We start from the raw sequence: 14,125 nt of genomic DNA, 5'->3' as shown, positions 1-14,125 counted from the left end.
ACGCTGTCACGGACCCGCCGTCGCGTATCAGCGACACCACTCGCCGGACCCGGAACCATCCCTGAGCCCACGGCAGCGCCACCTGCCCCGCCGAGCGGTGGCGGCCGCCGCTACTCCCGATCGCCCTCCCGTCCAGGAGCGCCCGCCTCGCCCGGCTCGGGCGCGTGAGCGTCAGAAGCGGAGAGGCCCGTCGAAGGCTCGTGCGCGATGGGCGGGATGGGCGGGATGAGCGGGATGGGCGGGATGGGTTCGGTGGGCGCGTCCGACTCGGCGGGCTCGATGGCGGAAGGGTCGTCCGGAGCGGGGGTGGCCGGACCGGGCGCGGGGGTGGCCGGACCGGGAGCGGGGTCGGCCAGGTCAGGAGCGAGGTCGGCCAGGTCAGGAGCGGGGGCGGCCGGGTCAGGAGCCGGGCCGGGTTGTGCCGGTGAGAGCCGGGCCTCGGGCGGTCTGCGGCGCAGCGCGCGCCCGACCCCCCGTACCGAGGCGACCGCCAACCGCCCCACACCCCCCAGCAGCAGCGGCACCAGCAGCACCCCCACGAAGATGGGCGAGGCCATGTACCGGAAGTCCTGCGCCGAGATGTTCGCCAGGACGGTGAGCTGCTGCCCGGCGACCACGGCCGCCACCCCCAGCACGTACCGGTTCCGCAGCGCCAGTGCCCCCAGCGCCACCGCCAGGTACGACACGTACGACCACAACGCCCCCCGCCAGAGCACCCAGTCGTACTGCGGCGCCAGCGAGCCGGTCAGCCACGGTTCGGCCACCTGGTTCAGCTCCCACGACCGCGGCCGCAGCGAGAAGACCCACCGCCCGGGGAAGTCGGGCACCTTGTTCGGCCCGACGTAGGTGTCGGCGTTGGGCCGCCGCGAGAAGCGGTACGTCATCCCCCCGATGGCGTACTCGTCCTGCACGGGCCGCCACGCGATCGCCCCCCGGCACAGCCGCGTGTCGATGATCATGGCGGGCTGGGAGATCAGCAGCCGTTTCCACAGGTCGAGCAGCTCGGAGGCGTGCGCGTCGGCCTGCGGCCAGCTGAAGTCCTTGCGCCAGATGAGCGGGTTGATCGTGTGGCAGGTCCCGCCGTCCCACCACCGCGTCAGCGGCGCCACGGAGGCCATCAACGCCTTGTCCCGCTCGTCGAACAGCTCGGGACGGTCCCGGTACGCCACCGCGATGTCGCCGAAGGCCGTGTGGTAGATGTACGTCTTGGCCGGGGCCATGATGCCGAACTGCGGGAACACGAAGTTCGTGAGCACGAGCGGCAGCGCCGCGGCGAAGGTGCCGGCGAGCAGCAGCCGTACGCGCATGGTCGTGACGATCACCAGCAGCGCGAGGACGGCGACGCCCACGACGAGGAAGCCGTTGGCCCTGAACAGCCCCAGGGCCGTGAAGAGCAGCACCAGCCCGACCAGCGTGGGCACGGTGACGGCGCGCCGGGCCGCGATCCGGGCGCACACGCCGGCGATGGCGATCGCGCAGATCGTGAACGGCACGTCCTTCCACAGCGTCACCGAGAACGCGCCCACGGGCGGCGCCAGCGGCATGGACATCGCCACGAGCGTCGTCGCCAGGCGCGGCGCGCCGAGCGCCTTGAGCGACTGCGCCAGGTACGTCAGCGCCGCCGCCATGGCGGTGGTCTGCGCGAACGTGACCGCGCCCAGATCACCCGTCTTGGTGAAGCTCAGCGACAGCAGCGCGTCGTAGAGCACCGAGTGGTCGCTGACCCAGGGACCGACGACGGTGTGGCTGAGGTACAGGACCGAGTCGCGGCTGAACAGGCCGGGGTAGAAGGCCGCCCACCAGCAGGCGAGGACGGCCTGAATGATCAGGAAGGTCGGGATCGCGACCCACGGCCTTGGCTTCGCGGTGCCCATGGCCTGTCAGGGGTAGCTCACTCCGGGCTCGGGTTTCTTGCCGCGTAGCAGGGTCGGCACCGTGACGAGGTGGTAGCCCTGCTTCTTGAGCTCCTTGAGGATCGCGGGCATCGCCTTCACGGTCGCCGGGACCGTGTCGTGCATGAGAATCACCCCGTCGCGCTTGGCCAGCCTGAGCACGGCGGCCTTGATCTTCTTGGCGTCACGCAGCTGCCAGTCGAGCGTCGTGCCCGTCCAGAGCACCTGCGCGAGGTCCTCCTGGTACGCCAGGCCCAGCACGCGGTCGTCGGTGTGGCCGTACGGCGGGCGGAACATCGTCGGCCGCAGCCCCGTGGCCTGTTGGATCGCGCTCTGCGTGGTCTTGAGCTCGTCGCTGATCTCCTGGTCGACCAGCGCCGTCAGCGAGGCGTGCGAGTAGGTGTGGTTGCCGATCGCGTGTCCTTGCGCCAGCGTCTGCTTGGCGATCTGAGGCCGCTGCTCCACCTTGTTGCCGACCAGGAAGAACGTGGCCTTGACCCGCTCCCGCTTGAGGATCTTGAGCAGGGTGGGAGTGCCCTCGCCCGGGCCATCGTCGAACGTCAGCGCCAGGCACTTGACCCGGTCGCAGTCGACCGTCGCCGCCTGGGCGGGCAGCGAGGTCGTGGCCAGTGCGGCCGCCAGCAGGGCATGAATCACCACGGATCACAGCCTAGGGCCAATGCGTGCACACCGTGGAACACCCTGACGTCTCGGTCTGAACACGCTCATCGTCCGAGCCGGGCCCGCAGGAACAGCGTGACGCCCTTGAGTGACTTGACCGGCAGGTACCGCTCGGCGCGGACGACCGCCGACAGGCCCGCGTTGATCAGGAGCGGCATCTTCCGCAGGTCGCTGCCCCTGGACCGGCGGCGGTGCCGGGCGACGAGCGGGCGGAGCAGCACGTTCCAGCTCCAGACGCGATCGACCTTCAGCCCGGCCTGCTCGACCACGACGGTCAGCGATTCGCGGGCGTAGCGCCGCACGTGCCCGACCGCGTCGTCGTGGGCCGACCACAGCGCCATGTCGCACGGGACCGCGATCAGCGCGTGCCCGCCGGGCGCCAGCACCCTGGCGATCTCCTCCACGACCAGGTGGTCCTCGCGGACGTGCTCCAGCACGTCGAACGCGGTCACCAGGTCCAGGCTCCCCGGCTCGAACGGCAGCGCCCGCGCGTCGGCGCGCACGGCCTTGAGCCCGCGTCCCCTGGCCACCTCGACCGCCGTCGCGCACGAGTCCGTCGCGGTCGCCTCCCAGCCCGCCTCGACCAGGACCCTGGTGTTCCCGCCGCCGGCGGCGCCGATGTCCAGCGCCCGCCCGGGACGGCCCAGCCCGCGCAGCTCCCTGCGCAGGATGGCCCGGCGCTCGCGGTACCACCAGTGGGTGTCCTCGAGCGCGATCAGGCGGTGGATCTCAGTGGTTTCCATCGATCAGTTCCTCGTACGGGAGAAGACCCAGCGGTCCAGGGCGGTGAAGCGGATCAAGGTGAGCAGGCAGTACGTGCCGGCGACCGCGCCGACCTCCGCCAGCCGCCCGGCGCCACGGGGCAGCGCGAGCACGGCCATGGTGGTGAGGGCGTAACCGGCCAGGAAGAGCGCCGCCGCCCGCACGTGCATGGCGGTGCGCCGGTGGAATGTCCAGCGGCGGTTCGCCTCGGCGCCGACGAATCCGGTGAGGACGAGCGCGGCCAAATTCGTCACCGCGGGCGGCCACAAATCGCGCAGCGGCAGATAGATGAGCGCGTACAGAATCGCGGAAACAATGCCGGTCGCGGCGAACGACGCGAATTTCGCCGCCGTCACCGCCCGGGGGCGGGCCAGGACCGCGTCCGGATGCGTGGGCGTGGGCTCCGGCCGCGCCACCCCGACGCGGGCCCGGCCGGTCGACATCGACCAGGCGACCCTGGCCAGCCCCTTCAGGTCGTCGACGGCCGTCCTGACGATCTTCACGCGGGAGTCGACGTCCTCGATCCAGTCCACGGGCACCTCGTGCACGCGCAGGCCGTTGTGCTCGGCGAGCAGGAGCAGCTCGGTGTCGAAGAACCACGAGTCGTCCCGGACCCTGGCCATCAGCGGCCTGACCACCTCGGCCCTGGCCGCCTTGAAGCCGCACTGGGCGTCGCTGAAGCGGACGCCGAAGCCGTACCTGAGCAGGGCGTTGTAGGCGCGCGAGACCACCTCGCGGCGCAGCGAGCGGCGGGTGCGCGCGCTGCGCGCGAGCCGCGTGCCGACGGCGATCTCGGAGTGGCCGCTGGCCACCGAGGCGACCAGCGGGAACAGGGCGTCGAGGTCCGTGGACAGGTCGACGTCCATGTACGCCACGATGTCGGCCGGGCTGTCCTGCCAGGCCGCGCGCAGCGCCGCGCCCCGGCCCCGGATGTCGAGCCGGCGGACATGCACGCGCTCGAACTCCCCGGCCAGCTCGTTGGCGACCGGCCAGGTGGCGTCGGTGCTGCCGTTGTCGACGATCGTGATGCGCCACGGCAGCGGGAAGCCGTCGCCGAGGAAGCGGGACAGCGCGCGGACGCAGCCGGGCAGGGCGCGCTCCTCGTTGAGCACGGGGATGACGATGTCGACGCTCGCCGGCCGGGTCGTGGTGTCGAGAACGCGGGGGCGAGGCTCCGTGGCGGTACGCGTTTCCATGGGAGTCCCTGATGATGATCGGTGGCCGTACGTCCACGGAAATGTTCCTGGGGCCGTCCAGCGGGGCGCGCGGTGTTTCTCCGGCAGCATTCCAGGAGCGGGAAGTACCTTTACCGGTCGGCGAGTTGATAAACGGATGAGGTGGAATTCCGAAAGCGTAGTCGCGCGAATTTCCCCAGTTCCGGATTTGTTCCGGTGAAGAGCCACTTGACGCCGTATCGCGTGGCGAGGTGCCGGACGTTCTCCGCCGTGGGCGCCCGGAAGACCGCGTCGTTCGCCGCCAGCCGTACGGGATCCGCGAAGGGCACCTCAAGGTACGGCGAGACGAACAGCTCGGCCCGCGACAGCGTGCTCTCCGCGTACGCCCACCCCTCGACCAGCACCCGCCGCTCGGTGAACCCCGACACCCAGTAGTGCCTGCTGTCGCACCCCGGCGCTAGGACCGGGCGGCAGTGCAGGTCGGTGGCCACCACGTCGTCGGGCGAGGAGTGCGCACGCAGCCACCGCCCCGCCTTCAGCGCCCCGGCGGGGATCTCCATCTCGCGCTCGACGTCCTCGGGCACCACCCGCAGGACCAGCTCGCGCGCGGAGGCCGGCACCGCGTACCCGGCCAGCAGCGCCAGCACGGCCAGCACGGCCCCGCGCCGCCACAGCAGCACCCCCGCCGCCACCACCCCGAGCACGAGGTACGGCACCACCGCCCGCACCGGAGCGCTCCCGGGCACCTCGATCCACGCGGCGAGCAGGGCGAGCCCCGCCCCCGCCGCGACCATGGCCCACGGCGCCCGCCGCCCGGCCGAGAGCCCGGCCACCCCGCACACCGCGGCGACCGACAGGTAGGGCCGGACGCTCTCCAGGAAGTAGAGCTGCGAGTCCGACGGATGCCCGAGCAGCACGGCCGCGCCGACCCCCGCCGCGCCCATGCCGAGCAGCAGCGACATGGGCGGCTCCAGCGCCCGCCGGCCCAGCGACGCGGCCCCGCCCCACACGCAGAGCAGGCAGAACAGGTGCACGGCGGTCAGGACCAGCAACGGCGTCACCGGCACGGCGGCGAGCTCCGGCATCCCGACTCCCGCCACCAGCCCCCAGAGCCCCCGCATCGCCGCGAACGGCGCGAGCACCGTCCCCTGTGACCCCTGCCCGAACACCACGAACTGCGCGACCAGCAGGCACGCCAGCGTGCCCCCTGCCGCGCCGAGCCACGCCCACGGCACCCGCCGCTCCACCACCCACCGCCCGGCCACCACGACCAGCAGCCCCGCGAGCAGCAGCGGCAGGAACGTGGCCTTCGCCCCGGTCAGCGCCGCCAGCAGCACGACCAGCGCCGCCCGGCCCCGCCGCCCCCCGCCGGTCAGCAGCAGCAGCACCACCGGCGCGAACAGCAGCGCCCCGAACGTCTGCGTCGGGCTGGCCCAGACGGTGAACATCGGCCGCGTCGTGAAGACCACGTCCTCCTGAAGGATCGGGCCCAGCAGGAAGTACGCGACCCCGACCGACGCGACCCCGGCGCCCCAGCTCCCGCCCAGCCGCCGCCCGAGCACCGCCACCAGTACGACCATGGCCGCCGCCATCGGCAGCGTGGCCAGCCGGTAGACCAGCGTCACCGGCTCGATCCCGGTCACCCAGCTCGTGGCGGCCAGCTCGGCGTAGACGAACCAGTGGTAGGAGAGCCGCTCGCCCAGCACGGACGGCAGCGTGGGCGGCACGTGGTGCTTGACCTCGCCGACCAGCGCCAGGTGGTAGGGCAGGTCCACGTACGCGCCGGAGATCGGCACGCGGTAAAGGTGGAGCGCGCTCCACGCGATCAGGTACGCGACGACCGCCGCCAGCGCCCACGCGCACCACACAGGCATGCGCTCCCCAGACCCGCCGCCCGGCTGCTCCCCGCCGCTGCCATCCCGCCGCTCCTCGGCGCCGCCACCCCGCCGCTCCCCACCGCCGCAGCCCCGCCAGTGCCGCCGTAGCCGGGGTACGCAGGCGAACGCGCAGAGCACCCCCGCGGACGGCACCAGCACGAGCAGCGGCGCCCCGGCCGCCCTGGCCGGGAGGTAGGCCAGCACCTCGACCGCGTAGCCCAGCGCCAGCCCCGCCGCGACGTCCTCGGCCGTAGACCGCCCGCCGCCGGTCAGCGCCCGCCACAGCAGCGTCCCGGGCAGCGCGACCCCGCCCCCGAGATAGGCCGCGAAAACGGCCAGGTCACGGGCGGAGACCCCGCAGCACAGGAACACCGCCACCGCGACGGCGCACACGACCCCCGCGGGCAGCCACCCGAGCCCCCGCCGGGACGACACCGGCCACCGGGCGCGCCGGGCCGAGGGTGGCGCGAGCGTCATCTGATCACGGTCACCAGTCGCGTGAACTCGGCCGGGAGGTCGAACCCGTCCCACACCCGATGGAAGCTCAAGGCGCTCCCGACCGGCACCATCCGGTCGACCCCACGCCCGCCCAGCTCCCTGGCCAGCTGCTCCAGCTCGGTCTTGGCGAACCCGAAGTGCGTCATCGTCTGGTCCCGCCGCTCGACCAGCACCGCCAGCTCGGTCAGCGCCCCGAGCCTCGCGTGCGCGAACGTGCCAGCGCCCAGCCACTGCCTGGGCGCGGCGGCGGCGGCCGACAGCGTCACGTTGGCCAGCGCGTTGCCCCGGAACTCGATGCTCTCGGCCAGGCCGTCGGCGGCCAGGCCGTAGGTGGAGACCCGCTTCTCCACGGCCATCGCGGCGTCGACGCCCCACCCGCGGACCGTGACCACGCGCGACACGTGCTCGCAGAAGTCGGCCCGCGCCGTGTCGCAGTCGCCCTCCGCGCCCACCCAGAACACCGTCCTGGGCGAGGAACAGGCGGCCTGGTCGAACCAGTAGGTGTCGTTGACGAAGCCTTCGGCCACCGTGACCCGCGCGGCCCTGGGCGCGCACAGCCAGGCCGCCGCCCGTACGACGGCGAACGAGGAGCGATCGGGGAAGACCAGGTCACGGGCGTGCGGGGCGAGCGGGTGCCGCCGCATCTCCTGTACGGTGCGGTCGCCGCCCCACACCACCCGCAGGTCACAGGCGGCCGAGAGCGCGGCGGTGGCGCAGTCGCTGCGGCCGTAGGAGACGACGCGCTGGGTCGCGGCTATGACGGGGTCGGCGTCCTCCAGCGCGTCGTGCAGCGTGTCCAGGATGACCTCGGCGACCGCGCCGGAGCGGGGCGAGAGGCGGACGACGTTGCGGTTTCCCATCAGGGCCGACAGGGCCCAGGAGTAGACGAAGACGGTGTCGACGTTCGCGGGCGGGATGTGGAAGACCAGGCCGCGCGGCACGCGTACGTGCTCGTTCGCGAGCCCGTCGACGGTGCGGGCCAGCTCGCTGGGACGTAGGAAGAAGCCGAGCGAGCCCAGCTCGGGGTGGCGCCGCGCCAGCGCGGGCCGCAGCAGCCGCTTGCCGAAGGCCGCGAGGAAGTCGCGCACCCGCTCGTCGCCCACGTCGAGCCCGCCGCGCAGCTCACCCAGCAGCTCCTCGGCGGACGCCGGGGCGGCGGCGGGGAAGCGTACGTCGAGCTTCGGGTCGTCCGGCATCAGCCCCGCCCCATGGTGTCGCTGCAGCCGCGCGCTTCGGCCCTGGGCAGCCTGCCCAGAACCTCGAACCGCTTGCCCGGCCAGCACCCGTCGTCGACGCCGCGCACCACGCCCAGGTCCTCGGTCAGCAGGACGTGGCCCGGGTACGACGTGGGCAGCGTGCTGACGACCTCGATCAGCCCCGGCTCGCCGACGGGGGCCTCCTGCCAGGTCTCCGGATCGCGGACCACGACGTCGGCGAAGTCGGGGCAGTAGAGCCCGTCGCCGTCGGGGCCCTCCAGGAAGACGGTCCCGATCTGCTCGACCATCCCGTAGAAGTTGTGCACCCGGGTCAGCCCGCACTCGGCCGCCAGCCGCCGCCGGAACTCGGCGTTGTCGACCGCCTGCTCGGCCAGTCGCTTCCACCCGCCGGAGTGGACCAGCACCCCCTGCGACAAGTCCGCCCCGAGGTCGCGCAGGTGGAGCCAGACCATGAACGTGAACCCGAAGATCAGGAACCGCTCGCTCCCGTAGCGCGCCAGGAAGCCCTTGACCGCCTCGGCGTCCAGCTGGCCCCGCTCGTCGAGCACGAACGTGTGGTCCCTGCCGAAGTTCATCATCCCGAGCACCCCGGCCCCGCGGGCGCTCAGCGTCGGGTCGCGGACGACCGAGCGGCTGTCCACGACCAGCATCGGCAGCCGCCGCCCGCCCAGCACCTCCCTGAGCGTGGCCGCCAGCATGCGCGGCTGCGCAGCGGCGGCCTCGCGGTCGAGGTAGACCCGGCTCGGCCGCTGCCCGGTGGTCCCGCTGGAGGTCAGCACCCTGAACACCGCGTCCTCGGGCACGCTGCGCAGCTCGTGCGTCTTGAACAGCCGCACCGGCAGCCAGGGGAGGTCCGCGAGCCGCTCGTAGGGGGGCTCCGCCTGGATGGCGTCGAGCACCCGCCGGTAGGGGGCGCAGGCCCGCCGATGCCGCTCGGTCAGCGCCGCCAGCTCGCTCACCAGCGCCGCCTCACGCTCGGGCTCCGCCAGACTGAAAACGCTCATCCGCCACCCTCCGCCCGATCGAGGACACCCCTGAGCCCGCCACCCTCCGCCCGGCCGGGGACACCCCCGAGCCCGGCGTGCCGCGCCGGGCGGCCGCCTGCGGAGCGTGGCGGGGCCGTCATGTGCGGGACTCCAGGGCGCGGTAGTCGATCTTGCCGGTCGCCAGGAGCGGGAGGCTGTCGACGGCGCGCACGTCGAACCCGCTCCAGTGGACCCGCAGCTCGGCCCCCAGCTTCCGGGCCAGGCCCGCGCGGCCGGCCGCGTCGAGGCCCTCGGCCCACACGGTCACGCGGTCGTCGCCGCTGGTCGCCGCGACCGGGACGGAGCCGCGCAGCAGCCGCTCGACGTCGTCGAGGTTGACCCGCACGCCGAAGATCTTGGCGATGCGTTTCAGCCGCCCGGTGAGGTAGAGGAAGCCCTCGGAGTCGAGCCGCCCCAGGTCGCCCGTGCGCAGCACCCCGCCCAGGTCGTCACCCCTGGCCAGGTCGGCGGCCGTCTCGGCGTAGCCCATCATGACGTTGGGCCCGTGGTAGACGACCTCGCCCTCGTCGACGGCCAGCCGGCCGCCGGGGACGGCCTGCCCGGCGGAGCCCGGCCTGTCGGCCAGCCGGTCGGGCGGCAGGACGGTGATCCGGGCCGTGGCCTCGGTCTGCCCGTACATCACGAAGAACCGGTCGGCCTGGCCCGCGAACTCCTTCACCAGGTCCTCGCCGAGGCGCCCGCCGGCCTGCGTGAGCGTGACGAGCGCGGGGTGCTCGGAGCGGTCGTATCGCAGCCGCCGCAGCATCTCGTACTGGTAGGGCACGGCGGCCAGCGACGTGCACCGGTGGGCGTCGAGATGCGTCCAGAACGACCTCTCCAGCAGGCCCGCCTCCGTCAGCATCACCGTCGCCCCGGCGACCAGGTGGCTGTTGAGCACGGACAGCCCGTAGCTGTAGTGGAGCGGCAGGCTGGTGGGCGCGATCTCGTCGGGGACGATGGACAGGGCCGTGGCGATGGCGGTGGCGTTGGCCAGCACGGCCTCGCGCGACAGGCGTACGAGCTTGGGGTTGCCGGTCGAGCCCGAGGTGGCGAGGAGCACGGCGAGGTCGGGATGCGGCTCGGGCGCGTCGTGGCGCGGCGGCGGCGAGCCGTCGGCCGCGTGCGTGAACCCGAGCAGCGCCGCCGGCCTGAACCGGGCCGTCAGCTCGGCCAGCGCGCCGGGAGCCAGGTCGGGGTCGAGCAGCGCGATCGGCCGGCCGGACCGCCAGGCGGCGAGGTAGCGCAGGACGGACGTGAGGTTGTTGCGCATGCCGCAGAACAGCGGCCCGGGCCGCAGCCGGGTCAGGGCCTCCGCGGTGCGCGCGACGTGGCCGGCCAGCTCGCCGCCGCCGAGGCCCGCCGCCTCTCCCGCGACGACGAGCCGGGCCTGTGGGTGCGGGAACATCACAGCACCAGCCCGCCGTCGACGCCGATGATCTGGCCGGTGACGAACCCCGCGTCGGCCGAGAGCAGGAACGCGGCCACGCGGGCGACGTCGGCGGGCGTGCCGAGCCGCCGAAGCGGGGTCGCGGCGACCGCGGCCGCGCGGCTCTCCTTGTCGAGCGTGGCGAGCATGTCGGTCTGGATGTAGCCGGGGGCCACGGCGTTGATCCGGATCCCGGTGGGCCCCAGCTCCTTGGCCGCCGCCTTGGTGAGGCCGATCAGGGACGCCTTGGTGGCGGAGTAGACCGCCTGGCCCGCGCCGCCCATCCGGCCCATCATCGAGGAGACCAGCACCACCGCAGGGGAGCTGCCGCGCCGCAGCAGCCTGAGCGCGGACTGCAGCGTGTACGTCGCCCCCACCGAGTTGACCTGGAACAGCTTCTCGACCGTGTCGGGGTGGGTCATGCCGAGCGGGCCCGCCGCGTGGATGCCGGCATTGATCACGAGGGCGTCGAGGCGGCCGTGGCGCTGGTAGATCTGCCGCATCACGGCCGAGACGGCGGCGGGGTCGCCGACGTCGCAGGCGACCGAGTCGGTCACCCCGCCGGTCTCCTCCCCGACCTCGGCGGCGGCCTTCGCGGCCCGCTCCTCGTCGCGGCCGTGCAGCACGACGTCGTGGCCCGCCTGGGCCAGCGTGGTCGCCACGGCCCGGCCGATGCCCGCCGTCGAGCCCGTGACCAGGACGACCCTGGCCTCAGATGGCGGCGGCGCCGATGCCATGCTTCTCCAGCAGCCCGCTCGCCTTGGCGAACGAGCTCATGTCGATCATCTCGTCGGTGTCGATCATGACGGAGAACTCGTCCTCCATTGCGGCGATCAACGCCATGTGGGCCAGTGAGTCCCACTGAGGGATGGCGCGGTATTCGAGCCCGTCGACGTCGGCGTCGGCCGGAAGGTTGAGCGCACTGCGGAAGACGGCCCGCAGGCGGTCGAGATGACTCATGATCACTCACTCTCTGTCCTCAAGCCACGACGTAGTGTAGCGGGAATTGCGAGCCAGGAGAAAACCAAGGCCCCCTCTCCGGTAATGGAACCGTATAACGAGGCGTGGCACCCGTTGCGGGCTGGGAATGTCGGACGGGACACGGTCCACCGTACGGGGGGAATGATGGACGAATCCAATCACTGGTACGGGCACTCTCGCATAATCGGTAGATACTGTGGCCTGTCGGAGGATACGCCGAAACGCATCCAGGGCTTCCTCCAGCACGGATGGAACTATCTCCACGGATTTCCGCCCAACGATCATTGGTGCAGCCCCGGATATCCCCGTTTCATCTGGTCTGACGTGCTACGTCGCCGAGGCTGGTCCATGGGTCGCCGAGGACACTACCTCATCGGCGCGCCGTGGATTTATCTCCTTCATCTGGAGCCTGAGCTGGGCGTGGTACCCGAACGCAAGGGTACGATCTGGTATCCCTTTCATGGCTGGGAAAAGCATTCCGTCAGTGGTGACCATGCCCGGTTGGCCGACGAAATACGAAATGTCGAGACTGGTCCGGTCACGGTCTGCCTTTATTGGCTGGAATTCGCGAATCCGGACATTCGGCGAGCGTACGAATCGAGGGGATTCCGGGTCATCTGCCATGGCGAGCGCGGCTCCCGGTGGGAGGGAAAGGGACGCGACTTCCTGCGCAAGCAGCTGGTCCAGTTGCGACGCCACCGCAGGGTGGCCTCCAACCGGCTCGGCAGCGCGCTGTTCTACGGCGCCTCGGTCGGATGCGAGGTGGCGGTGTACGGGGATCCGATGCAGTTCGAGGACGAGCGTCCCGAGTACGGGGGGACGGCGCGGCGCATGCGGCTCTGGCCGGAGCTGCACGGCACGCGCGTCGATCCCGAGCTGGCGTCGGAGGTGGCGCGGCGCGAGCTGGGATTCGAGTATCAGGCGACACCGGAGGAGCTACGGCGAATGTTCGGATGGAAGCGGGGGGCCCGCACATGATCACCGGGGAGACGCCCGAGAACGTCCGGTTGATCGGCGGGGAGATGCTGCTGTGGTCCGACATGTCCAACATGGGCGGCATCACGGACTGGCGGGGCGCGGCACTGGAGCTGGTCGGCCGGCTCGTCCCGGAGGGCGGCAGGGTGCTGCTGGTCGGGCCGCATCCGCAGGTGCTGGTGGACGACGTGGTCGCGCGCGCCCCGTCGGCCGCCATGCTGCTGCGCTCCTACCCCGACGCCTGCGCCCTCGGCGAACGGCACCCGGGGCTGGCGGTGTTCTGCGGGCGGCTGGAGGTGTTCGACGCGGAGAAGCCGTACGACCTGGTGCTGGCGCTCGACGGGTTGCTGCGCACGCACTCGGCTGAGGCCCCGGCGGCGGCGTGGAGCGAGTCGCTGGACGCGCTGGCCGGGCTGGTCGCGCCCGGGGGGCGGCTCGTGCTCGGCGTACGCAACGACCTGGGCGTCGATCGTTTCCTGGAGGCCAGGCCCGCTGACCGGGAGGGCGCCGACGACCAGTGGGCGCCGCACGGCTTCGACCCGAGCTACCCCAGCGGCCCCGAGGCGCTCGACCGCGCCCTGGGGTCGGCGGGGCTGCTCGTGCGGCGGTGTTATGCGGCGTACCCGGTCAGGCAGGCGCCCCGGGCGCTGCTGTCCCGCGAGGTGCTGGCCGCCGACCTGCCGGACGCCCTCGCGTTCCCGCTGAGCGCGCGGGGCGGCGACCGCATGCCGGTGGCCGACCCGCTCCGGCTGACCCGGATGGTGTTCCGGCACGGCCTGGGCGAGGAGCTCGCGCCGCTCTGGCTGACCGTGGCCACCACCGCGCTGGAAGCCGATGACGACGTGGAGCTGCCGCTGGGGCTGGTCGAGGAGGGTTCGGCACTCTACGAGCTGACCCGCGACGGCGCCCGGCGGCTGCCGGACGGCGAGGTGCGGCCGGTCCCGGCCGGCCGGGTCGTCGAGGAGATCCTCGTCGAGGCGTGCGCCCGCGAGGACGTCAAGACCGTGCGCGAGCTGCTGGCCCGGCTCGCCGAGTGGCTGGAGGCGGGCGGCGACGTGTCGGCCGCGACCGACAGCCTGGTGTACGACGGCGAGCGGTTCGCGGCCATCAGCCCCGCCGCCGGCCCGTCCACCCCGCCCGCCCCGAAAGTCGTCCTGTGCCGGATCCTGTGGCGGTTCGCGGTCCGCTTGCTGGCGGCCGGCCACCATCACCCGTGGCCGTGGCCGCTGGAGGCCGACCAGCTCACGCTGACCCTGTGCGGCATGGCCGACCGCCCCTGCGACCAGGGCGACCTCGACCGCGCCCGCAAGCTGGACGCGGAGCTGGGCTGTCCCGCCGAGGTGGCGGAGCACGCGCCCACGTACCGCGATCTGCTGGGCGCCCGCGACCGCCTGACCGACCAGCTCACCGCGGCGCTGGCCAGGATCTCGCGCCTGGAGACCAAGCTCTCCTACCGCGAACGCGAGCTGGTCAGGGCGAAGGCCAAGCTACGCAGGACCCAGCGCAAGGCCAGCGCCTTCCGCAGGACGCTCGGGTATCGCCTCTCCCGCCGTCTGGCGAGCCCCCGCAAGGTCGCCCGCAAGGTGATCCGCCTTCTCTCTGGCTGAGGCGGGCCC

Annotated in this window: 12 protein-coding genes; 2 read left to right on the top strand and 10 right to left on the bottom strand. The window is 72.7% G+C overall.

The window, feature by feature from the left end; all coding sequences use genetic code 11:
* Positions 1-110 precede the first annotated feature (110 nt).
* The 10 genes from ABZS69_RS30140 to ABZS69_RS30095 form a co-directional block, all read right to left on the bottom strand.
* Positions 111-1,874, bottom strand: a complete 1,764-nt coding sequence (locus ABZS69_RS30140; RefSeq protein ID WP_355378489.1) for a hypothetical protein — start codon at positions 1,872-1,874, stop codon at positions 111-113.
* A 6-nt stretch (positions 1,875-1,880) separates the two neighbouring features.
* A complete protein-coding gene (locus ABZS69_RS30135) occupies positions 1,881-2,552 on the bottom strand; it encodes a polysaccharide deacetylase family protein (protein ID WP_355378487.1) in 672 nt (223 codons plus the stop codon).
* Positions 2,553-2,617: 65 nt separating this feature from the next.
* Complete coding sequence (locus ABZS69_RS30130) at positions 2,618-3,316, bottom strand: class I SAM-dependent methyltransferase (RefSeq protein ID WP_355378485.1); 699 nt, start codon at positions 3,314-3,316, stop codon at positions 2,618-2,620.
* Between the two features lie 3 nt (positions 3,317-3,319).
* Positions 3,320-4,531, bottom strand: a complete 1,212-nt coding sequence (locus tag ABZS69_RS30125) for a glycosyltransferase (protein WP_355378484.1) — start codon at positions 4,529-4,531, stop codon at positions 3,320-3,322.
* 110 nt (positions 4,532-4,641) lie between these two features.
* Positions 4,642-6,864: a hypothetical protein gene (locus ABZS69_RS30120; RefSeq protein WP_355378482.1), complete on the bottom strand. Its 2,223-nt coding sequence runs from the start codon at positions 6,862-6,864 to the stop codon at positions 4,642-4,644.
* The gene (locus tag ABZS69_RS30115; RefSeq protein WP_355378480.1) at positions 6,861-8,081 is read right to left on the bottom strand and encodes an acyl-CoA reductase; all 1,221 of its coding nucleotides are present in this window, start codon (positions 8,079-8,081) and stop codon (positions 6,861-6,863) included. The genes ABZS69_RS30120 and ABZS69_RS30115 overlap by 4 nt, the downstream gene beginning before the upstream one ends.
* Entirely contained in the window at positions 8,081-9,106 is a 1,026-nt protein-coding gene (locus ABZS69_RS30110; RefSeq protein ID WP_355378479.1) for an acyl-protein synthetase, read from the bottom strand. The genes ABZS69_RS30115 and ABZS69_RS30110 overlap by 1 nt, the downstream gene beginning before the upstream one ends.
* Positions 9,107-9,224: 118 nt before the next feature.
* Complete coding sequence (locus ABZS69_RS30105) at positions 9,225-10,532, bottom strand: AMP-binding protein (RefSeq protein WP_355378476.1); 1,308 nt, start codon at positions 10,530-10,532, stop codon at positions 9,225-9,227.
* Entirely contained in the window at positions 10,532-11,290 is a 759-nt protein-coding gene (locus ABZS69_RS30100) for an SDR family NAD(P)-dependent oxidoreductase (RefSeq protein WP_355378475.1), read from the bottom strand. Before ABZS69_RS30100 ends, ABZS69_RS30105 begins: the two co-directional genes overlap by 1 nt.
* Complete coding sequence (locus ABZS69_RS30095) at positions 11,265-11,513, bottom strand: acyl carrier protein (protein ID WP_355378473.1); 249 nt, start codon at positions 11,511-11,513, stop codon at positions 11,265-11,267. The genes ABZS69_RS30100 and ABZS69_RS30095 overlap by 26 nt, the downstream gene beginning before the upstream one ends.
* A 369-nt stretch (positions 11,514-11,882) precedes the next feature.
* Between ABZS69_RS30095 and ABZS69_RS30090 the strand changes: the two genes are divergently transcribed.
* Both ABZS69_RS30090 and ABZS69_RS30085 read left to right on the top strand, forming a co-directional pair.
* Entirely contained in the window at positions 11,883-12,512 is a 630-nt protein-coding gene (locus ABZS69_RS30090) for a hypothetical protein (RefSeq protein WP_355378470.1), read from the top strand.
* Complete coding sequence (locus ABZS69_RS30085; RefSeq protein ID WP_355378467.1) at positions 12,509-14,116, top strand: hypothetical protein; 1,608 nt, start codon at positions 12,509-12,511, stop codon at positions 14,114-14,116. Before ABZS69_RS30090 ends, ABZS69_RS30085 begins: the two co-directional genes overlap by 4 nt.
* Positions 14,117-14,125 lie beyond the last annotated feature (9 nt).

Origin of the sequence: Nonomuraea sp. NPDC005650, from assembly GCF_040605375.1 — a bacterium.
GTDB lineage: Bacteria > Actinomycetota > Actinomycetes > Streptosporangiales > Streptosporangiaceae > Nonomuraea.
Note: the sequence above shows the minus strand (reverse complement) of the source record. Positions and strands in the feature narration are given on the sequence as shown.

What these genes read in the sequence shown, in the direction of transcription:
- ABZS69_RS30110 (WP_355378479.1), bottom strand. Translation starts at nt 9,106, where the DNA reads ATGAGCGTTTTCAGTCTGGCGGAGCCCGAGCGTGAGGCGGCGCTGGTG.
- ABZS69_RS30115 (WP_355378480.1), bottom strand. Translation starts at nt 8,081, where the DNA reads ATGCCGGACGACCCGAAGCTCGACGTACGCTTCCCCGCCGCCGCCCCG.
- ABZS69_RS30085 (WP_355378467.1), top strand. Translation starts at nt 12,509, where the DNA reads ATGATCACCGGGGAGACGCCCGAGAACGTCCGGTTGATCGGCGGGGAG.
- ABZS69_RS30090 (WP_355378470.1), top strand. Translation starts at nt 11,883, where the DNA reads ATGGGTCGCCGAGGACACTACCTCATCGGCGCGCCGTGGATTTATCTC.
- ABZS69_RS30105 (WP_355378476.1), bottom strand. Translation starts at nt 10,532, where the DNA reads ATGTTCCCGCACCCACAGGCCCGGCTCGTCGTCGCGGGAGAGGCGGCG.
- ABZS69_RS30125 (WP_355378484.1), bottom strand. Translation starts at nt 4,531, where the DNA reads ATGGAAACGCGTACCGCCACGGAGCCTCGCCCCCGCGTTCTCGACACC.
- ABZS69_RS30140 (WP_355378489.1), bottom strand. Translation starts at nt 1,874, where the DNA reads ATGGGCACCGCGAAGCCAAGGCCGTGGGTCGCGATCCCGACCTTCCTG.
- ABZS69_RS30120 (WP_355378482.1), bottom strand. Translation starts at nt 6,864, where the DNA reads ATGACGCTCGCGCCACCCTCGGCCCGGCGCGCCCGGTGGCCGGTGTCG.
- ABZS69_RS30130 (WP_355378485.1), bottom strand. Translation starts at nt 3,316, where the DNA reads ATGGAAACCACTGAGATCCACCGCCTGATCGCGCTCGAGGACACCCAC.
- ABZS69_RS30095 (WP_355378473.1), bottom strand. Translation starts at nt 11,513, where the DNA reads ATGAGTCATCTCGACCGCCTGCGGGCCGTCTTCCGCAGTGCGCTCAAC.
- ABZS69_RS30100 (WP_355378475.1), bottom strand. Translation starts at nt 11,290, where the DNA reads ATGGCATCGGCGCCGCCGCCATCTGAGGCCAGGGTCGTCCTGGTCACG.